Source organism: Variovorax sp. 22077, assembly GCF_052044195.1.
Taxonomy (GTDB): Bacteria; Pseudomonadota; Gammaproteobacteria; order Burkholderiales; family Burkholderiaceae_C; genus Variovorax; species Variovorax atrisoli.
Genome location: NZ_JBQEQC010000007.1, coordinates 211058 through 228167 on the forward strand (window position 1 = coordinate 211058; position 17110 = coordinate 228167).

Here is a 17110-nt window from a genome sequence, read left to right on the forward strand (position 1 = left end):
GAGCCGGGCATGCAGAGAAGTGTGCGTTTTCGCGGGCCCGAAGCGGTAGACGAATCGAACGCGGTTTTTGCCTGATCCTGCAAAACGCGATGCCGACTGCGTCCGCCGCTTCGCCCGGCTCAGCGCCGCGTAGTGCTTTCGCGGTAGAGCACCATGCCCGCGTGGTACAGCACGCCGTCGCGGAACTCGCCGTCGGCCGTGAAGCCGGTGTCGTCGACGTAGTCGATGTGGTTGCCCGTCAGTCTGTAGCTGCCCCGGTAGGCGCTCGGGCGCGTTCCGCGCGCCTCGTCGTAGCGGCCGTTGGGCAGCAGTTCGTGGCGGATGTGGCCGTCTTGTGTCACCCACATGCCCACGAAGCGGTTCGGGTCTTCGAGCAGCCTGGGGCGTTGGGGTTGTGCCTGCGAAGGGCCCGAGGCCATGGCAAGCGATAGCGAGAGCGCGGTGAGTGCGCCTGTGCGACGTGCGGTGTTCATGGTGCGCCTTGGTTCGTGGATGGAGCGTCCATTCTTGAAAAAGGCGCGGGTGGGGCGTTAGTCGCTTCGTGCGAGTTTCTTGCCTGATTCCCCGAAGCCGCATCGGCCGGTGCTGCCGGCCGATGCATCCATCGGTAATTCGCTTTGCACCATGTCGCAAGGATTGAGCAAGAGCCGGAAATCGCGGATGCTGCGCCGATGGACAACAAGCCTTCCCCGAACACGGCCCGCCCGCGCATCTACCTCGCGGGGCCCGACGTCTTTCGCCCCGACGCCAGGGCGCATTTCGTCAGGTTGTCGGCCGCCTGCGACGCAGCCGGCCTCGCGGCCCTGCTGCCGGCGGACGGCAACGAAGAGCAGACCTCCGACGCGCCCGAGAAGCAGATATACGAAGCCAACATGCAGCGCCTTCGCGGTGCGGACGGCGTGGTCGCCAATCTTGCGAGCTTCAGGGGCATGGAGCCAGATTCCGGCACCGTGTTCGAGGTCGGCGCGGCGATCGCGCTGGGCATCCCGGTCGTTGCCTACGGCGTGCCCGAAGGCAGCTACGCGGACCGCGTGCGCGCCGCGCTGCCATGCGAGGTCGACGCGAACGGCGTGCTGCGCGAAGCCGGCACCGGCATCGCGGTCGAGGACTTCGGGCAGCAGCTGAACCTGATGCTGGCGTGTTCGATCCACATCGAGGCGACGCCGGAGGCGGCTCTGCGGAAGATGGCGCAGGTGCTGGCTGTCCACCGCGCGACAGAAGCAGGAAACCCCTGATCGAATCGCCGCGCACCAGCCCCTAGGATCGGCTCCATCAATCACTGAATGGAGCACTGCATGCCGACCACCGAGACCCACTTCGAGCTCACCGCCAACGACGGCGTCACGGTGGAGGTTCATCGGTGGCTTGGCACGGTGACGAAGCCGCGCGCCATCGTCCAGCTCGCGCACGGCATGGGCGAGCATTCGCTGCGCTACCGTCATCTGGCCGAATCGCTGGTGCAGGCGGGCTACGTGGTCTATGCGAACGAGCATCGCGGCCATGGCAAGGGCGCGCAGGCGCGCGGCGAGCTGGGCGAGTTCGGTCCGCGCGCGTTCGCCGGGCTGGTGGACGACATGGCGCTGCTGAGCCGCCATGTGCGCGGCGTGCATCCGGGCCTGCCGCTGATCCTGCTGGGCCACAGCATGGGTTCGTTCGCGCTGCAGTACTACCTGGTCGAGCACGGCTCGCTGCTCGCGGGTGCTGCGCTGTCCGGCACTTCGGCGCTCGACCTGCTGGGAACCGCGCTGCAGTCGGGCTTCAAGCTGGAAGACATGAACGCCGCGCTGCCCGACGTGCGCACGCCCTTCGACTGGCTCAGCCGCGATCCGGCACAGGTCGATGCGTACATCGCCGATCCGCTGTGCGGCTTCACGGTCTCGCCGGAGGGGCTGGGCTCGATGTTCGCGAAGCTGGGCGACCTCACGCCGGAGGCGATGCGCAAGACCATCCGCCCCGAGCTGCCCCTGTACCTGTTCATCGGCGGCGAAGACCCGGTGAGCAACAAGGCCGAGTGGTTCTACCCGCTGGTGGAGCGCTATCGCCAGGCGGGGCTGCGCGACGTGTCGTGCCACGTCTTCGGCGGCGCGCGTCACGAGGCGCTGAACGAGACCAACCGCGACGAGGTCGAGGCGGTGCTGCTCGCGTGGATCGCGCGGGTGGTGGCGAAGGGCTGAAGGGCCGGATCGATCCGGCCACAGGAATGAATGGGGCGGGCAGGGCCGGGCAGCAGCTGCCGCCGGGTTGCCGCTACTGCCTTCTGCAGTCGCCCATGGTCACGGTGCCGTCCTTGCACTCGGTGATCATGGGTTCGTCCGCGCCCTGGGCCGGAGCCGGCTTCGGGGCAGAAGATGCAGGGATAGATGCGGGAGCAGGAGCAGGAGCCGTTGCAGCCCCCGCGTCCTTCAGATAGACGACTTTCTTCGTGCCGAGCTCGCAGCTGCCCACCACCTGTCCGTCGGCCGATGCGTTGGCATCGACGACGGCGACGGTGAAGCGCGCCACGCCGCTCGCGGCGATCTTCTGTTCGATGCGGGTGCGCAGGGCTTCGCAGTCCTCGGCCGCGTGTGCGCTGACCGCCGCGCCGGCCAGGGCCAGCACGGCGGGAAGCATCGCGAGCCTGAAGGGCTTCATGGCTGCCGCCCGCACGAGGTCGATCGACCTTCTTACGCCGAGGCCAGCGCCGCGTTCAGCGTGGCGCTCGGGCGCATGATGGCCGAGAACTTGACCGGGTCGGCCAGGTAGTAGCCGCCGATGTCCACCGGCTTGCCCTGCACGGCCGCGAGCTCGTCGACGATCTTCTGCTCGTTGGCTGCGAGCGTCTCGGCCAGCTTGGCGAAGGCGGCCTGCAGCTCCAGGTCTTCGGTCTGCGCGGCCAGTTCCTGCGCCCAGTACATCGCCAGGTAGAACTGGCTGCCGCGGTTGTCGAGCTGGCCGGTCTTGGGCGAAGGGTTCTTGTTGTTGTCGAGCAGCTTGCCGGTGGCCGTGTCCAGCGTCTTCGCCAGGATGGCCGCCTTCTTGTTGTTCGTCTTCAGGCCCAGGTCTTCCAGGCTCACGGCGAGCGCGAGGAATTCGCCCAGCGAGTCCCAGCGCAGGTGGTTCTCTTCCACCAGCTGCTGCACGTGCTTGGGAGCGGAGCCGCCCGCGCCGGTCTCGTACATGCCGCCGCCGGCCATCAGCGGAACGATCGACAGCATCTTGGCCGAGGTGCCCAGTTCCATGATGGGGAACAGGTCGGTCAGGTAGTCGCGCAGGATGTTGCCGGTGGCGCTGATGGTGTCCAGGCCGCGGACCACGCGCTCCAGCGTGTAGCGCATGGCGCGCACCTGGCTCATGATCTGGATGTCCAGGCCCGCGGTGTTGTGCTCGTGCAGGTACATCTTGACCTTGGTGATCAGCTGCGCCTCGTGCGGACGGTAGGCGTCGAGCCAGAACACCACCGGCATGCCGGAGTTGCGCGCGCGGTTGACGGCCAGCTTGACCCAGTCGCGGATCGCGGCGTCCTTGACCTGGCACATGCGCCAGATGTCGCCTTGCTCAACTTCTTGGCTCATCAGCACTTCGCCGGTGTCCAGGTCGGTGATGTTGGCGACGCCGTCCTCGGCGATCTCGAAGGTCTTGTCGTGCGAGCCGTATTCCTCGGCCTTCTGGGCCATCAGGCCCACGTTGGGCACGGTGCCCATGGTCCTGGGGTCGAAGGCGCCGTGCCACTTGCAGAAGTTGATGATCTCCTGGTAGATGCGGGCGAAGGTCGATTCGGGCATCACGGCCTTCACGTCCTTCAGGCGGCCGTCGGCGCCCCACATCTTGCCGCCGTTGCGGATCATCGCGGGCATGGATGCGTCCACGATGATGTCGTTGGGCGAGTGGAAGTTGGTGATGCCCTTGGCCGAGTCGACCATCGCCAGCTCGGGGCGGTGCTCGTGGCAGGCGTGCAGGTCGCGCTTGATCTCGTCCTGCGTGCTCTGCGGCAGCGTGGCGATCTTGTTGTAGAGGTCGACCATGCCGTTGTTGACGTTGATGCCCAGCTCGTCGAACAGCTTGCCGTGCTTCTCGAAGGCTTCCTTGTAGAAGATCTTCACGCAGTGGCCGAACACGATGGGGTGCGAGACCTTCATCATGGTGGCCTTCACGTGCAGCGAGAACATCACGCCGGTCTTGTGCGCGTCCTCGATCTCCTTTTCATAGAAGGCCAGCAGCGCCTTCTTGCTCATGAACATGGAGTCGATGATCTCGCGGTCGAGCAGGGCGACCTTGGGCTTGAGCACGATGGTCTTGCCGCTCTTGGTGATCAGCTCCATCTTGACGTTGCGCGCGCGGTCGAGCGTCATGGACTTCTCGCCGTGGTAGAAGTCGCCGCCGTGCATGTGCGAGACGTGCGAGCGCGAGGCCTGGCTCCAGTCGGCCATGCTGTGCGGGTTCTTGCGCGCGTATTCCTTCACGGCCTTGGGTGCGCGGCGGTCGGAGTTGCCTTCGCGCAGCACGGGGTTCACGGCGCTGCCGGTGCACTTGTTGTAGCGCGCGCGGATGTCCTTGTCCTCGTCCGTGGTCGGGTTCTCGGGGTAGTCGGGGATCTTGTAGCCCTTGCCCTGCAGTTCCTTGATGGCGGCCTTCAGCTGCGCGACCGAGGCGCTGATGTTGGGCAGCTTGATGATGTTGGCTTCGGGCTTGAGCGTGAGCTTGCCCAGCTCGGCGAGGTTGTCGGGCACCTTCTGCTCGTCGCTCAGGTAGTCGGGGAATTCGCCCAGGATGCGGGCCGCCACGGAGATGTCGCTGGTCTCGACGTTGATCCCGGCCGGATTCGTGAAGGCGCGAATGATGGGCAGAAACGCGTAGGTCGCCAGCAGGGGCGCCTCGTCGGTGAGGGTGTAGACGATGGTGGGTTGCTTCGAGCTCATGCGCTTGCTTCCGTAGATCCTGGTTGTCGGGTTGGCTGGAACTTCCGGCTGTCCGGGGGATGGCCCGTTTTTGCCGGAGCCCCCGATTGTCGCCCGCCGGGACCGTGTTTCGCCATGCGGGTTACCAAGCCCCGGCCGGAAGCGAGTCTTAAAGGGCCTCCGGCTGGCCGGAAACGGACTTTTCGAGCATTTCCCGGGCCAGGTCGACGAAGGCGCGCAGCTTGGGCGCCTGGGCCGCCCGGCGCGGAAAGTACAAGAAGAGCCCCGGCTCCCCGAAGGCCGAGCGCGGCAGCAGCTGGCGCAGCCGGCCTTCGCGCAGCTCGGCGCGCACCAGCGGCTCGAAGATGTAGGCGATGCCCACGTCGGCCAGCGCCAGGTCGCGGGCGTAGAGCGCGTCGGTGACTCGCACGGTGCCCGGCACCTCGACCGAGACATGGGCGCCGCCCTCGTCGCGCAGGTCCCAGGCGTAGACGCCGCCCGAAGTCACGAAGCGGAAGCCGATGCAGTTGTGCTGCTGCAGCGCCGCGATGCTGCGCGGCTCGCCGGCCGTGGCCAGGTAGCGCGGCGTGGCCACCAGGATGGCCTCGAAGGGCGGGGTGAGGCGCACCGCCACCATGTCCTGCGCGACGGTGTGGCCCAGCCGCACGCCGGCGTCGTGGCCGCTCGCCACGATGTCGGCCAGCCCGTCGTCGCAGGTGATCTCGATCACCAGCCCCGGGTGACGGCGCGCCATTTCGGCCACCAGCGGGGTCATGGCCAGCGGCAGCGCCACGTGAGGGGCGTTGACGCGCAGCACGCCGCTCACCCGCCCGAGCGACTCGCCGAAGCGGTCCACCGCGTCGGCGATCTCGCCCATGGCCGGGGCCAGCATGTCGATGAAGCCCGCGCCGGCCTCGGTCAGCCGCACGCTGCGGGTGGTGCGGGCGAAGATCGGCTGGCCCAGGTGGTCCTCGACGGCGCGCACCGCGTGGCTCACGGCCGAGGCGCTCATGCCCAGCTCGGCCGCCGCCGCGGCAAACCCGCCGCGCCGGTGCACCGCCAGCACGATCGCGAGATGCGGAAGCAGGTTGCGGTCCATTCATGCACTGTATCGCACAGTGCTTTCAATTTGAACTGGCTAGTCGTTGAGTGGGTTTGCTGGAACAGTCACGCCATGCCTTCACGGCAACCCTCAACCCCTCAAGGAGCCAGCCTCATGTCCAACGCCTCCAACATCGCCACCACCTCCTCGCAAGCCCGCCAGACCTGGTTCATCACCGGTGCAGCCTCCGGTTTCGGCCACGCCTTCGCCGAGCACGCCCTGGCCCTGGGCCACAACGTGGTCGCCACCGCCCGCGACGCAAGCCGCCTGGTCGACCTCGTGGCGCTGGCGCCCGACCGCGTGCTGGCCACCCCGCTCGACGTGGACGCGGCCGGTGCCGCCGAGGCCGCCGTGCAGGCCGCGGTCGCGCGCTTCGGCCGCATCGACGTGCTCGTCAACAACGCGGGCTACGGCGTGGTCGGCGCCCTCGAGGAAACGTCCGACGCAGAGCTGCGCGCGCTGATGAACACCAACTTCTTCGGCGCGATGGCTGTTACCCGTGCCGCGCTTCCGGTGCTGCGTGCGCAGAGGTCGGGCGCCATCGTCAACATTTCCAGCCTGGGCGGGCAGCTGTCGTTCGCGGGCTTCAGCGCCTATTCGGCTTCCAAGTTCGCACTGGAGGGCGCCTCGGAAGCGCTGGCGCAGGAGGTGGCGCCCTTCGGCATCAAGGTGCTGATCGTCGAGCCGGGCCAGTTCCGCACGCAGCTCGCGGGCAGCGGCATGCGCCACATGCCGGTGATCGAGGCCTACCAGCCGGTGGTGGGCGCCACCCGCGAGTTCGCGCACAGCATGCACAACACGCAGGCCGGCGATCCGCGCAAGGCGGCCGTGGCCATCGCGAAGGCGCTGCAAGCAGAGAACACGCCGCTGCGTCTGCCGCTGGGCGGCGACTCGGTCGACGCGGTGCGCGCCCATGCGCAGGCGATGCTCAAGGACCTGGAGGCCTGGGAAGCCCTGAGCCGCAGCACCGACTTCGACCCGGCCTGAAGACGGGTCAGCCTTCGCGCAGCGGCAGTTCGATGGTGGCCGCGAGCGGCACGGTGTCGATGCGCGCCGCGCTCGCCACGATCACCGCCTGCTTCGACTGCGCCGCCAGTTCCGAGAGCGTGGCCCACAGGCAGCGCGTGGAGGGCATGTCGAGCCCGGCGGTCGGTTCGTCGAGCAGGACGAGCGGCCGGCCCGAGGCAAGCCCGGCGGCCATCCACACCTTGCGCTTCGAACCGGTCGAGAGCATGAACATCTTCTTGTCGAGGTGCGGCGCCAGCGAGAAGCCGTCGGCGATGGCCTGCCACTTCGCGTGGTCGAAGCCGGCGTCGCCCTCGGCGAGGGAGGCCGTGCATTCGCGGGCCGTGAGCTGGTCGAAACGGTCGGTCGTCGGGTCGACGAAGAACACCTGGCGGCGATAGGCCTCGGGCGCGCTGTCGAGGCTCGCGCCCGCCACCGTCAGCCGGCCCGAGGAGGCGGCCAGCGTGCCGGCGATCACCTGCAGCAGCGCCGACTTGCCCGTGCCGGTATCGCCGTACAGCAGCGTGACGCCCGGGCCGACGGACGCGTTCCAGCCGGACACCAGCGCGGGTTGGTCGGGGTAGGCGAAACGCAGTGCGTCGATCCGGAGGAGGGCGGGAGAAAAAGGATTCATGGTCGCGTGCGACTTTATCAACCAGAAGCGCCGTCGCTGGCTACCATCCGGCTCCATGAGAAAGCTGCCGCTCCTGCTCGCCCTGCTGCCGTTCGCCGCTGCGGTGTCTGCCGCTCCCGATCTTTCCGCGCCGTCGGCGCAGGTGTTCGATGCGGTGAAGAAGCCCGATTCGATCGATGCGCAGTGGCGCACGCGGCTGTGCGCACTGCTGCCGCAGCCCTGCAACGCGCAGCAGCTGGGCCTCTACCGCCCGCGCGGCGCCGCGGCCGGCGACTACGTGGTGCTGTCCGCCGAGCCGCTCGCCATGGCGCGCATCAGGCGGGATGCAGGCGACGCGAAGACCTGGCAGCTCGCTCGTCTCCATGATTTCTCCGACTACGCGCAGGCCCTGAAGAAAGACAGCGACGCCAGCCGTTCCGAGGCGCGCCTCTCGCTCGCGCCGGCGCTCTACCCGGTGGCCGAGGGCCGATGGGCCGTGGCCGTGCTGCAGACGGTGTCGGAAGGCTATTCGGGCGGCGGCGCGTCGTTCGACACCGCGGACTTCGTGCCGCTCGAAGGCGGCAAGGCGGTGCAGGAGGGCATTCCCTTCTCGTGCTCCAAGATGATCCGCGCCTGCTTCAGCGAGAAGGAATACAAGACTTCGAAGCACTGCCACGACGAGAGCTTCGGCAGCCTGCGCATCGCCTATGGCGAGACATTCAAGCCCGGCGCGCCCTACGACTGGCAATACACCTGGGTGCAGACCGAGTGGCCGCAGAACGAGCCGCGCAGCGCGGCGACCACCACGCGCGTGCTGTTCACCGCGAAGACCACCGAGCGCGCCGGCTTCTGCGGCGGGCCGCAGTAGGCAGCGGGCCCGCGCCTCAGCGGCGCGGCACGGTCGTCGTGCCCACGTGCATCGTGCGGCCGGCCCCCAGCCCCGCGATCACGAGCGCGATGCCCAGGCCGATGAAGAGCCACGACGAGGCGCGGAAGCTCCCCGTCCAGCCGTGCAGCAGCCCGGCCACCAGCGGCCCGAAGGCCGCCACCATGTAGCCCACGCCCTGCGCCATGCCCGAGAGATGCGCGGCCACGTGCGAGTCGGGCGAGCGCAGCACGATCATCGTGAGCGCCAGAGCGAAGGTGCCGCCCTGCGCGATGCCCAGCAGCACCGCCCAGGCCCACACGCCGAACACGCCGCCCAGCGGCGCGAACAGCATCGCCAGCATCGCGCCGACCGTCAGCAGCGCCAGCACGACCGCGAGGCCGCGCTGGTTGCGCAGCTTCACCGCCAGCGCCGGTATCACGAGGCAGGTCACCACCTGCGTCATGACCGACAGCGAAACCACGTAACCGGCCGTCTCGCTGCCCAGCCCGCGCTCGCGCAGGATCGGCGCGAGCCAGCCCATCACGATGTAGGCGAGGGCGGACTGCAGGCCCATGAAGAAGGTGACCTGCCAGGCGAGCCGGTCGCTCCAGAGCCCGCGCACGGTGAAGCCCGATTCGCTCGCCACCGGCTTCACCGGCAGCGCCTGCGGCGCCCAGATCAGCGTGACCAGCGCAGCCGGGAGCGCCCACATCGCGAGCGCCATGGTCCAGCCGCCGCCCAGCGCGTGCTCGATCGGCACCGTGAGGCCGGCCGCGCTGGCCGCGCCACCGCAGACGGCCATGGTGTAGAGGCCCATCATCAGCGCCGCCTGCGAGGCGAAGTCGCGCTTGACCAGGCCCGACAGCAGCACGTTCGACACCGCGATGCCGCTGCCCGCGATGGCCGAGGCCAGGAACAGCAGCGGGATGTTGCCGGTGCCGCGCAGCACCGTGCCGACCAGGATCAGCACCATGCAGCCGAGCAGCGTGCGCTCGGTGCCGAAGCGCCGGCCCAGGCCGGGCGCGAGCGGCGCGAAGACGCCGAGGCAGACGATCGGCAGCGTGGTCAGCAAGCTGGCGGCGGTGGCCGAGAGGCCCGTGGCCTTGATGATTTCGGGCAGCACCACCGAGAGGCTGGCGAACACCGGGCGCAGGTTGAAGGCGATCAGCACCACGCTGGCGCCCAGCAGGATGCGGCGCGCGAGCGTCGGCGCCGGCGTGGGGCGCGGCGCGGGCAGGCTGTCGGCCTCCGCGTCGATCAGCAGTTCGTCGCTGGAGTGACGCGGCGAAGCGGGAGCGGCGGCGGCGTTGCGGCTTGCGAGGGTGGTCGAGTTCATCACGAGCCCAGCGCCAGCGCGTTGATCATCGGCGACATGAAGGTGCGCACCGCGGCGGCGGCCACGTCGGGGTCGCGGCTGGCGATGCCTTCGATGACGGCGCGGTGCGCCGCCTCGTCGGGCTCGGGCAGGGCGGTGCCCAGCGAGCTCGCGATGGTCTCCTTGATGTAGCCGGTGATGAAGCGGCACGTCTCGGCCAGCGCGAGGTTGCCCGAGATGTCGACGATGGCGAGGTGGAACGCGAGGTCGCGCTCGATGAAGGCCGCGCCGTTGTCGGCAGGGTCGAAGCTGCCTCGCTTGTCCAGCAGAGTGTGCAGGCGGCGCAGGTCGCGCGCCGTGTGGCGAACCGCGGCGAGCCGGGCGGCTTCCACCTCGAGCGCGCGGCGCACCTCGAACTGGTCGCGCAGGCTGGCGAGCCGCATCTTCTGCAGGCTGGACGACGGATCGAAACCCGAGCGCACATAGGTGCCCGAGCCCTGGCGCACTTCGAGCAGGCCGCGCGACACCAGCGTCTTGACCGCCTCGCGTACCGTGCCGCGGCTCACCCCCAGCAACTGGGCGAGCTGCGGCTCGATCGGAATGCGGGAGCCGACGGGCCAGCGGCCGGCGGAGATCTCGGCGCGGATGCTGTCGGCGGCGGTATCTGCAAGCGAAGTACGGGGAGCTTGGACAAGCATCGGGAGTAGGCCTGGTCGTTCAATGATTGGATGAATTTTGCCCCCAAACAGAGACCGGACTCCCCACGCGGCGATTGACCCGGAACGCCCCCTTTCCAGAAACCGAAGCGCCTTCGAAGGACCACGCAAGCCGTTTTCGCGGATTTGTCCTCAATAAGTGAATTTTTCCCGACCTTCAGCGACTGATGTCGAAAGTGTTGCTCCGCCAGACCTGACTGTCAGAAAATGAAACTAAAGGTAGCTTGTGAATCCGCAGGTTGCCTCCGCCAAGCAATCGGCCTCCTTCCGGCCGCTGGCACGGATTTGAGGGAGCGCAACAAGCAATGGGACCGCCTCGAGCGATGGAAGCATCATGAAGGACTTCTCTTTGTCGGACGTGCGGCTGTTCGCCAAGGCCGCGCAGCTCGGGGGGCTGACCCCCGCAGCCGAAGTGCTCAAGGTGCCCAAGGCTTCGGCGTCGCGCCAGCTCCAGCGGCTGGAGGCCACCGTGGGGCACCTGCTGCTGCATCGCGGCGCCACCCGCTTCGCGCTGACCGAGGAAGGGCGGGAGTTCCTGGCGGCGGCCCAGCACGCGCTGACGATCCTCGACGACGTCATGCTGAACCTGTCGTCCGACGGTGGCGCGGTCTCCGGGCGGCTTCGCGTGGCCGTGCCGCACTACTACGGCCGCGAACTGCTGATGAAGCACCTGCCCGCCTTCATGACCGCCTACCCGCGCCTGGAGGTCGCGATCGAGACCGGGACGAACCGTGCCGACCTGCAGCGCTACACGGCCGACGTGGCCATCCGCTGCGGACGCGACGACGGCGACGCGCTGGTGCTGCGCTCCCTGGCGCTGGAGCCGCTGATGCTGTGCGCCGCGCCGTCGTATCTCGCGCGCCATGCCCCGGTCGCGGACCTGCACGACCTCGCGGCCCACCGGTTCCTGACCACCGACGCCGACGGCCGCAAGCGCGAGATCGGCCTCGCGACCGCCGAGAAGACGCACCGCGTGCGGGTGGAAAGCGTGTTCCAGTCGGACGACCCCGAAATGGTCCTGCGCCTCGCGCTCTCGGGCCGCGGCATCGCGCTGCTGCCGCAGTCGCTCGCGCGCCCGCAGGTCGACGGCGCCGCCCTGGTGCAGGTGCTGCCCTCGCTCGCGCTGAAGCCGCACGACATTTATCTGAGCTACCTGCCCGCGCGCCGCAACACGCCGAAGATCCGGACCTTCGTCGACTACTTCCTCGACGTGTTCCGCGCGGCCTGAATCAGCGCCGCGCGCCGCCGTTGTTCTTCGCCACCACGCCCGCGCCGCGCACCTCGATCCTGCGCTGGTCGGCCACCTTGCCGCCTGCGTCCACCAGCTCGATCACGTGGCGGCCCGGCCATGGGAACCACTGCACGGTGTTGCCGCGCGCCAGCGGCTTGCCGTCGACGCGCCACTGAACGCCGCGGCCTTCCGAATCGAAGCGCACGCGCTGGCGCTGCGGCGGGATGTCGGGGTCCAGCGCGATGATGGTGCCGTCGGCCGGCGCAGTGATGCGCGCGGAGCCGGAAGCATCGGTCGCCATGCCGGTGTCGAGCGCGAAGAGCGGCTGCTCCGTGCCCTGCAGGAACCACTCGCTGCGCGATGCCTCCAGCGCATTGCCGTCGCCGCCAGGGCCGAAGCTCACCTGCATCTCGACCAGCCCTGCCGGCGGTGATGGCGCGCGGCTGGGCTCGCGCGCGTGCAGGAAGCGCATCACCTCGGCCCACACCGGCGCGGCGCCGCTGGTGCCGCTCACGTCCCACATCGACTCGCCGCTGGCGTTGCCCACCCACACGCCCACGGTGTAGCGCTGCGACCAGCCCACGGCCCAGTTGTCGCGCATGTCCTTGCTGGTGCCGGTCTTCACGGCCGTCCAGAAGCGGGTGGAAAGAATGCTGTCGAGGCCGAAGGTGCGCGTGCGCGCATTGGGGTCGGAGAGGATGTCGCCCACGATGAAGGCCGCGCGCGGATCGATCAGCGGCGCGGGCGCGGCGGAAGCGGCCTTGGGCTTCTCCGCGGGCTTCGGCGTCAGCGTCGTCGTCGCGTAGCGCCCGCCGTTGGCCAGCATGCGGTAGGCATTGGTGAGCGACAGCAGCGACACCTCGGCGCTGCCGAGCGCGAGGCTGTAGCCGTAGTAGTCGCCGCTCTCGCGCAGCCGCAGGCCGGCAGCGCGCAGCTCGCGCGCGAAGGCCTCGGGCGACACCATCACCAGCGTGCGCACGGCGGGCACGTTGAGCGATGCGGCCAGCGCGGTGCGCGCCGACACAGGGCCCTTGAAGCGGCGGTCGTAGTTCTGCGGGATGTACAGGCCGCTGGCGGTGCTGATCTGCGCCGAAGAGTCCTCGATCAGCGAGGCCGCCGTGATGCGCTTCTCGGCGATCGCCTGGGCGTAGAGCAGCGGCTTGAGCGTGGAGCCGGGCTGGCGCAGCGCGGTGACGCCGTCGACCTCTGCGGCCTGGCTCAGCGGACCGGAGGAGCCGACCCAGGCGAGCACCTCGCCGGTCGCGTTGTCGAGCACGACGAGGGCGCCGTCTTCCACGTGCCGGTCGCGCAGCTCGCGCAGGTGGCGCTGCAGCGTGTCGAGCGCGAAGCGCTGCAGCGGCGCGCGCAGGGTGGTGCGCACGCCGGTCTCCTTGTCCTTCTCCTTGCCCTTCGGCGCGGGCGCTGCGCTGGCGGCAGCGGGCGCGGCCGCCGCGTTCGCGTCGCGAATCTCGCGCAGCACCCGCCGCGCGGCATGCGGCGCGATTCCTTCGTTGGGCTCGAAGGCGCGCCGCTGAACCGCGGCGCTGGTGAACATGTCGAGCGCCTCGCAGTCGGTCTTCTGCTGCGGCTCCATGGTGCGCAGCACCTCGCAGGCGCGCTGCGCCACCGCGGCGGGCTTGGCGTTGGGGGCGCGCACCAGCGCCGCCGCCACGCTGGCCTCGCGTGCGTCGAGGCCGCTGGGCGCCTTGCCGAAGAGCGTGCGCGAGAGCGCGTCGATGCCCACGATCTCGCCGCGGAACGGCACGGTGTTGAGGTACGCCTCCAGGATCTGGTCCTTGCGCCAGTTGCGCTCCAGCTGCGCGGCCGCCACCGTCTGCCCGATCTTCTGGGTGAAGCTGCGTCCGCCCGAGTTGCGGCGCAGGTCGTCGTCGAGCAGGCCCGACAGCTGCATCGTGATGGTCGAGGCGCCGCGGGTGCGCGTGTTCCAGAGGTTGCCCCAGGCAGCGGCCGAGACCGCGCGCCAGTCGATGCCGCTGTGTTCGTAGAAGCGCTTGTCCTCGCTGAGCACCATGGCCGTGCGCAGCGCGGGCGACACGTCGGCCAGCGCGGTCCACTGGCCGCGGCGCACGGTGGGGTCGGTGCGCACGCGCTGCAGCAGTTCTCCGTTGCGGTCGAGCACGGCGGTGTCTGACGAGCGGAAATCGCGCTTCACCTCCTCGAAGCTCACCACCGCCCCGGCCGTGTGGGCCCATGCTGCGGCGATCAGCAGGGCTGCGAGGGACTTGCGGGAAAGAGCGAAGGGGGCTGGCTTCATCGGAGGAAAGGAACCGGTATCCAAAGGCAGGACTTGGCGCAAAGGCATGGGCGCCGCCATTCTCTCTCGGTGCGGGCCACGGGAACCGCGCCTACCGTGCGACGGGCTGCGCGCCGCCTTTCAGCGCCCGGGCTGCGAGGCAGATTGCAGATCGGGCTCCACATCCGGTAACGAACTTCACGCGAGGGCTTCAAAGCGGAAACCCGGCGCGTACCGGCGTGGTCTTCAATGCACTACCGGCTCGCAGGAGGCGAAGCCCGGTTCCACAAACATTCCAAGGAGAACTCGCATGACGAAGACATTGGCGATCCTGCTGGCCGCATCGGCCATCCTCGCAGGCTGCGTGGTCGCACCCTACGACCGTCCGCCGCCGCCGCGCCCTCACTACGGCGACCGCGACCGCGACGGCGTGCCCAACCGCTACGACCGTGACCGCGACGGCGATGGCGTTCCGAACCGCTACGACCGCAACCCCAACAATCCGTATCGCAACTGATCCGTGGCGTGACGAACAAAAGGCCGCGAAGCTCTACGCTTCGCGGCCTTTCTTTTGTTGGAGCAGGCGATCGCTCAGCCCGGTCGGCGCGCCATCAACGCCCAGATGCCTGCGGCGCTCAGCAGCGAGCCTCCTGCCAGGTTGAAGCGCCGCTGCGCGCGCGGCGAAGACAGCAGCCTGCGCGCCGATCCCGCGAACACCGCGTAGAGCGTGGCGTTGGTCGCGGCCAGCACCACGAAGGTGACGGCCAGCACCCACAGCTGGCGCGTCACGTCGGCGGCCGGGCTGATGAACTGCGGCAGGAAGGCCACGAAGAACACGATGCCCTTGGGGTTGAGCGCAGTCACCAGGTAGGTGTTGGCGAACAGGCGCAGCCGCGACGCGGGCGCCGCAGGCGTGGCGATCTCGGTGGACGAGATGCCTGCGCGCAGCAGCCTGACGCCGAGGTACAGCAGGTACAGCCCGCCGGCCCACTTCACCACCGTGAACCAGAAAGCGGAAGCCGCGAGCAGCGCGCCCAGCCCCAGCAGCGACACCACCAGCGCGGTGGAGTCGCCGAGCGCCACGGCCGCCACCAGCGGCAGCTTGGCGCGGCGGCCGTGAGACATCGAATAGCTGATCACCGTGAGGATGGTCGGCCCGGGAATGACGAGCATCAGGGCGGAGGCCGCGACGAAGGCGAGCCAGAGTTCGATGGGCATGGGCTTTTTCTCCGGAGTGTGGTTGTCGTGGGAATGGACCTTGTCGTCGTCAGATGCCGATGGCCGTGCGTGCGACGTGCCAGGTGCCGCGGTGGCCGTCCACGTAGCTGATCGGCGAGCTCGCAAGGTCGTCGAGGTCCACGTCGTCCAGGCAGGTCACGTTCACGCCGTAGGCGCTCTCGCCGGTCTGGGGCGAATGGCCCACGCCGAAGGCGCGCACGCCGCAGTGCCTGCAGACGATGTAGTGGCTGTTGCGGGTGTCGAGCATCTGCTCGCTGAGTTCCGACTCTCCTTCGATCAGCCGGAAGGCGTCGGTCGCGACGATGGCGGGCCAGAAGCGGGTCTGGGTGCAGATGGAGCAATTGCATCGCAGCGTGCCCAGGCTGAGGTCGATGTCGGCCTCGAATCTCACGGCGCCGCAGTGGCAGCCTCCTGTGTAGGTCTTTTTCATGTGCTCGGGCTTCGCATGATGGTGCTGGAAAGCACCATATCAAAGGCCGCGCAACGGCGCTGCGCTGTGGGCATGCGCATGGCCCGCCGTGCGCGCGGCGCCGGGCGCGCTCAGGCGGAAGGGCCGCTGCCGAAGCGCAGCGCCGAGCGGGTGCGGGCGCGCTCGGCTTCCACCGCACGGTCGCGCGGCTCGGCCGTGGTGACCAGCGAATCGATCAGCCGCGCCGCGGTGGCGGCCACCTCGTCGACGGCCCGGTTGAACGTCTCCTCGTTGGCCCTGGAGGGCACGTTGAAGCCGCTGAGCTTGCGCACGAACTGCAGCGCGGCGGCGCGGATCTCCTGCTCGGTGGCGGGCGGCTCGAAGTTGTAGAGGGTCTTGATGCTGCGGCACATGGAAGCACTCCATTCGGCGACGGTCGACGCCGTTCAGTTCAGTCTAGGGCCTGTTCGGGCTGTCGAAGCAGCGCCATCGCGTGGCAGTCGAGGTAGGCGCCGTCGATGCGCATCGCGTGGCGCAGGAGGCCTTCGTGCTCGAAGCCCAGGCGCTCGTAGAGCATCCTGGCTGGGGCGTTGTCGGTGCGCACCGAAAGCTCGATGCGCGTCAGCCCGCGCTCCCACGACTTGCCGATGGCCGCCTGCAGCAGCCGCGTGCCCAGCCCGAGCCCGCGTGCCTCGGGCACCAGCGCGATGCCCAGGACGCCGACGTGCTGGCGCGAATGCCCGAACACCGGCGACACGTCGCACCAGCCGACCACGCGGTCGCCGCCGAGCGCCACGAAGTGCGGGAAATCGCTCGAGATCACGCCGCGATAGAAGTCGATCGACTTCGCCAGCGGCGGCGCCTGCGTCAGCGCGAGGTATTTCTTCTCACGCGCGACGACGTCCAGCGCCCGGTGCAGGCTTTCGAAGTGGGGCTCGGCCGTCGGCTCGACGGTGCAGTTCATTCCTCGGACTCCTTGGCTGTTGCGCCATGCGCTGCAACGGGCCTGCGGGGCCGTCGGGGCCGGCCGGCGATGGCTGCGCGAATGGCAGGGCGTTGCACGATAGCCGATGCACGGCCCCGCCTCGCCGGACAGGTCCCACACGCAAGGGCAGCGCCTTCCCACCGAGCGCGGCGCGCGCCCGCCCAACATGCGTAGTGAACAGCCTGGAGGTTCATACCATCATGACCACGAAACATCAGCAAGGGCAGCCCCAAGACAGAGAAGACAGGAAGCCCCCGACGGCGGAAGCCCCGGAATCGCCGGGGAAGTTTCCCTTTCCCACCTCCGGCAATCCCGAGCAGGGGCGGGCCGAATCCGCCAAGCCGGTGCCGCAGCCTTCGAGCGAGGAGGCGCTGGACAGCGGCGTGGAGGAATCCTTTCCCGCCAGCGACCCGGTATCCGTCACCGTGACCAAGGTGAAGCTGCCTTCCTCCGAGCAGAAGAAGGACGCCGAAGAGAAGCAGGCCGGCAAGGGCTGAGG

The 17110-nt window shown here is 69.0% G+C and carries 19 protein-coding genes; 7 read left to right on the forward strand and 12 right to left on the reverse strand.

The window, feature by feature from the left end; all coding sequences use genetic code 11:
• Positions 1-119: 119 nt before the first annotated feature.
• Positions 120-473, reverse strand: a complete 354-nt coding sequence (locus ACTJLF_RS12780) for an Atu4866 domain-containing protein (protein WP_026346336.1) — start codon at positions 471-473, stop codon at positions 120-122.
• A gap of 198 nt (positions 474-671) precedes the next feature.
• Between ACTJLF_RS12780 and ACTJLF_RS12785 the strand changes: the two genes are divergently transcribed.
• Together ACTJLF_RS12785 and ACTJLF_RS12790 are read left to right on the forward strand one after the other, a co-directional pair.
• Positions 672-1235: a nucleoside 2-deoxyribosyltransferase gene (locus tag ACTJLF_RS12785; RefSeq protein WP_440883199.1), complete on the forward strand. Its 564-nt coding sequence runs from the start codon at positions 672-674 to the stop codon at positions 1233-1235.
• A 60-nt stretch (positions 1236-1295) separates the two neighbouring features.
• The gene (locus tag ACTJLF_RS12790) at positions 1296-2174 is read left to right on the forward strand and encodes an alpha/beta fold hydrolase (protein ID WP_132797078.1); all 879 of its coding nucleotides are present in this window, start codon (positions 1296-1298) and stop codon (positions 2172-2174) included.
• 73 nt (positions 2175-2247) lie between these two features.
• Here ACTJLF_RS12790 and ACTJLF_RS12795 read toward each other — a convergent pair whose 3' ends face one another.
• The 3 genes from ACTJLF_RS12795 to ACTJLF_RS12805 all read right to left on the reverse strand — a co-directional run bounded on the left by ACTJLF_RS12795 (position 2248) and on the right by ACTJLF_RS12805 (position 5973).
• Entirely contained in the window at positions 2248-2631 is a 384-nt protein-coding gene (locus tag ACTJLF_RS12795; protein WP_440883200.1) for a DUF1161 domain-containing protein, read from the reverse strand.
• A 32-nt stretch (positions 2632-2663) separates the two neighbouring features.
• Positions 2664-4895 (reverse strand): NADP-dependent isocitrate dehydrogenase, encoded by a 2232-nt coding sequence (locus ACTJLF_RS12800; RefSeq protein WP_019654188.1) that lies wholly within the window; start codon positions 4893-4895, stop codon positions 2664-2666.
• Positions 4896-5043: 148 nt separating this feature from the next.
• Positions 5044-5973 (reverse strand): LysR family transcriptional regulator, encoded by a 930-nt coding sequence (locus ACTJLF_RS12805; RefSeq protein ID WP_440883201.1) that lies wholly within the window; start codon positions 5971-5973, stop codon positions 5044-5046.
• Positions 5974-6090: 117 nt separating this feature from the next.
• On the opposite strand from ACTJLF_RS12805, the gene ACTJLF_RS12810 reads away from it, so the two are divergent.
• The gene (locus tag ACTJLF_RS12810; RefSeq protein ID WP_440883202.1) at positions 6091-6963 is read left to right on the forward strand and encodes an oxidoreductase; all 873 of its coding nucleotides are present in this window, start codon (positions 6091-6093) and stop codon (positions 6961-6963) included.
• A 7-nt stretch (positions 6964-6970) separates the two neighbouring features.
• Here ACTJLF_RS12810 and ACTJLF_RS12815 read toward each other — a convergent pair whose 3' ends face one another.
• Positions 6971-7615 (reverse strand): ABC transporter ATP-binding protein, encoded by a 645-nt coding sequence (locus ACTJLF_RS12815; RefSeq protein ID WP_440883203.1) that lies wholly within the window; start codon positions 7613-7615, stop codon positions 6971-6973.
• Between the two features lie 55 nt (positions 7616-7670).
• Between ACTJLF_RS12815 and ACTJLF_RS12820 the strand changes: the two genes are divergently transcribed.
• Entirely contained in the window at positions 7671-8462 is a 792-nt protein-coding gene (locus tag ACTJLF_RS12820) for a hypothetical protein (protein WP_132752466.1), read from the forward strand.
• A gap of 16 nt (positions 8463-8478) precedes the next feature.
• Here the strand turns inward: ACTJLF_RS12820 and ACTJLF_RS12825 are convergent, their stop codons facing one another.
• Together ACTJLF_RS12825 and ACTJLF_RS12830 are read right to left on the reverse strand one after the other, a co-directional pair.
• Positions 8479-9798, reverse strand: a complete 1320-nt coding sequence (locus tag ACTJLF_RS12825) for a CynX/NimT family MFS transporter (protein WP_440883204.1) — start codon at positions 9796-9798, stop codon at positions 8479-8481.
• A complete protein-coding gene (locus ACTJLF_RS12830) occupies positions 9798-10475 on the reverse strand; it encodes a FadR/GntR family transcriptional regulator (protein WP_019654182.1) in 678 nt (225 codons plus the stop codon). Before ACTJLF_RS12830 ends, ACTJLF_RS12825 begins: the two co-directional genes overlap by 1 nt.
• A 352-nt stretch (positions 10476-10827) precedes the next feature.
• On the opposite strand from ACTJLF_RS12830, the gene ACTJLF_RS12835 reads away from it, so the two are divergent.
• Positions 10828-11721 (forward strand): LysR family transcriptional regulator, encoded by an 894-nt coding sequence (locus ACTJLF_RS12835; protein ID WP_132752467.1) that lies wholly within the window; start codon positions 10828-10830, stop codon positions 11719-11721.
• Between the two features lies 1 nt (position 11722).
• On the opposite strand, the gene pbpC is transcribed toward ACTJLF_RS12835, so the two are convergent.
• Complete coding sequence (pbpC, locus tag ACTJLF_RS12840) at positions 11723-13999, reverse strand: penicillin-binding protein 1C (protein ID WP_440883205.1); 2277 nt, start codon at positions 13997-13999, stop codon at positions 11723-11725.
• Positions 14000-14288: 289 nt separating this feature from the next.
• On the opposite strand from pbpC, the gene ACTJLF_RS12845 reads away from it, so the two are divergent.
• Positions 14289-14495, forward strand: coding sequence for a hypothetical protein (locus tag ACTJLF_RS12845; protein ID WP_019654179.1), 207 nt, complete (start codon positions 14289-14291; stop codon positions 14493-14495).
• A gap of 74 nt (positions 14496-14569) precedes the next feature.
• On the opposite strand, the gene ACTJLF_RS12850 is transcribed toward ACTJLF_RS12845, so the two are convergent.
• The 4 genes from ACTJLF_RS12850 to ACTJLF_RS12865 all read right to left on the reverse strand — a co-directional run bounded on the left by ACTJLF_RS12850 (position 14570) and on the right by ACTJLF_RS12865 (position 16590).
• Positions 14570-15196 carry a LysE family translocator gene (locus ACTJLF_RS12850; protein WP_019654178.1) on the reverse strand — a complete coding sequence of 209 codons (627 nt, stop codon included), beginning with the start codon at positions 15194-15196 and terminating at the stop codon, positions 14570-14572.
• 49 nt (positions 15197-15245) lie between these two features.
• Complete coding sequence (locus tag ACTJLF_RS12855; RefSeq protein WP_019654177.1) at positions 15246-15647, reverse strand: GFA family protein; 402 nt, start codon at positions 15645-15647, stop codon at positions 15246-15248.
• 110 nt (positions 15648-15757) lie between these two features.
• On the reverse strand, positions 15758-16039 hold the full coding sequence (locus tag ACTJLF_RS12860; protein ID WP_440883206.1) for a DUF2277 domain-containing protein: 282 nt from the start codon (positions 16037-16039) through the stop codon (positions 15758-15760).
• Between the two features lie 38 nt (positions 16040-16077).
• A complete protein-coding gene (locus ACTJLF_RS12865) occupies positions 16078-16590 on the reverse strand; it encodes an N-acetyltransferase family protein (protein WP_440883207.1) in 513 nt (170 codons plus the stop codon).
• A 221-nt stretch (positions 16591-16811) separates the two neighbouring features.
• Between ACTJLF_RS12865 and ACTJLF_RS12870 the strand changes: the two genes are divergently transcribed.
• Positions 16812-17108 (forward strand): hypothetical protein, encoded by a 297-nt coding sequence (locus ACTJLF_RS12870; RefSeq protein WP_440883208.1) that lies wholly within the window; start codon positions 16812-16814, stop codon positions 17106-17108.
• Positions 17109-17110: the final 2 nt, after the last annotated feature.

What these genes read in the sequence shown, in the direction of transcription:
- ACTJLF_RS12780 (WP_026346336.1), bottom strand. Translation starts at nt 473, where the DNA reads ATGAACACCGCACGTCGCACAGGCGCACTCACCGCGCTCTCGCTATCG.
- ACTJLF_RS12785 (WP_440883199.1), top strand. Translation starts at nt 672, where the DNA reads ATGGACAACAAGCCTTCCCCGAACACGGCCCGCCCGCGCATCTACCTC.
- ACTJLF_RS12790 (WP_132797078.1), top strand. Translation starts at nt 1,296, where the DNA reads ATGCCGACCACCGAGACCCACTTCGAGCTCACCGCCAACGACGGCGTC.
- ACTJLF_RS12795 (WP_440883200.1), bottom strand. Translation starts at nt 2,631, where the DNA reads ATGAAGCCCTTCAGGCTCGCGATGCTTCCCGCCGTGCTGGCCCTGGCC.
- ACTJLF_RS12800 (WP_019654188.1), bottom strand. Translation starts at nt 4,895, where the DNA reads ATGAGCTCGAAGCAACCCACCATCGTCTACACCCTCACCGACGAGGCG.
- ACTJLF_RS12805 (WP_440883201.1), bottom strand. Translation starts at nt 5,973, where the DNA reads ATGGACCGCAACCTGCTTCCGCATCTCGCGATCGTGCTGGCGGTGCAC.
- ACTJLF_RS12810 (WP_440883202.1), top strand. Translation starts at nt 6,091, where the DNA reads ATGTCCAACGCCTCCAACATCGCCACCACCTCCTCGCAAGCCCGCCAG.
- ACTJLF_RS12815 (WP_440883203.1), bottom strand. Translation starts at nt 7,615, where the DNA reads ATGAATCCTTTTTCTCCCGCCCTCCTCCGGATCGACGCACTGCGTTTC.
- ACTJLF_RS12820 (WP_132752466.1), top strand. Translation starts at nt 7,671, where the DNA reads ATGAGAAAGCTGCCGCTCCTGCTCGCCCTGCTGCCGTTCGCCGCTGCG.
- ACTJLF_RS12825 (WP_440883204.1), bottom strand. Translation starts at nt 9,798, where the DNA reads ATGAACTCGACCACCCTCGCAAGCCGCAACGCCGCCGCCGCTCCCGCT.
- ACTJLF_RS12830 (WP_019654182.1), bottom strand. Translation starts at nt 10,475, where the DNA reads ATGCTTGTCCAAGCTCCCCGTACTTCGCTTGCAGATACCGCCGCCGAC.
- ACTJLF_RS12835 (WP_132752467.1), top strand. Translation starts at nt 10,828, where the DNA reads ATGAAGGACTTCTCTTTGTCGGACGTGCGGCTGTTCGCCAAGGCCGCG.
- pbpC (WP_440883205.1), bottom strand. Translation starts at nt 13,999, where the DNA reads ATGAAGCCAGCCCCCTTCGCTCTTTCCCGCAAGTCCCTCGCAGCCCTG.
- ACTJLF_RS12845 (WP_019654179.1), top strand. Translation starts at nt 14,289, where the DNA reads ATGACGAAGACATTGGCGATCCTGCTGGCCGCATCGGCCATCCTCGCA.
- ACTJLF_RS12850 (WP_019654178.1), bottom strand. Translation starts at nt 15,196, where the DNA reads ATGCCCATCGAACTCTGGCTCGCCTTCGTCGCGGCCTCCGCCCTGATG.
- ACTJLF_RS12855 (WP_019654177.1), bottom strand. Translation starts at nt 15,647, where the DNA reads ATGAAAAAGACCTACACAGGAGGCTGCCACTGCGGCGCCGTGAGATTC.
- ACTJLF_RS12860 (WP_440883206.1), bottom strand. Translation starts at nt 16,039, where the DNA reads ATGTGCCGCAGCATCAAGACCCTCTACAACTTCGAGCCGCCCGCCACC.
- ACTJLF_RS12865 (WP_440883207.1), bottom strand. Translation starts at nt 16,590, where the DNA reads ATGAACTGCACCGTCGAGCCGACGGCCGAGCCCCACTTCGAAAGCCTG.
- ACTJLF_RS12870 (WP_440883208.1), top strand. Translation starts at nt 16,812, where the DNA reads ATGACCACGAAACATCAGCAAGGGCAGCCCCAAGACAGAGAAGACAGG.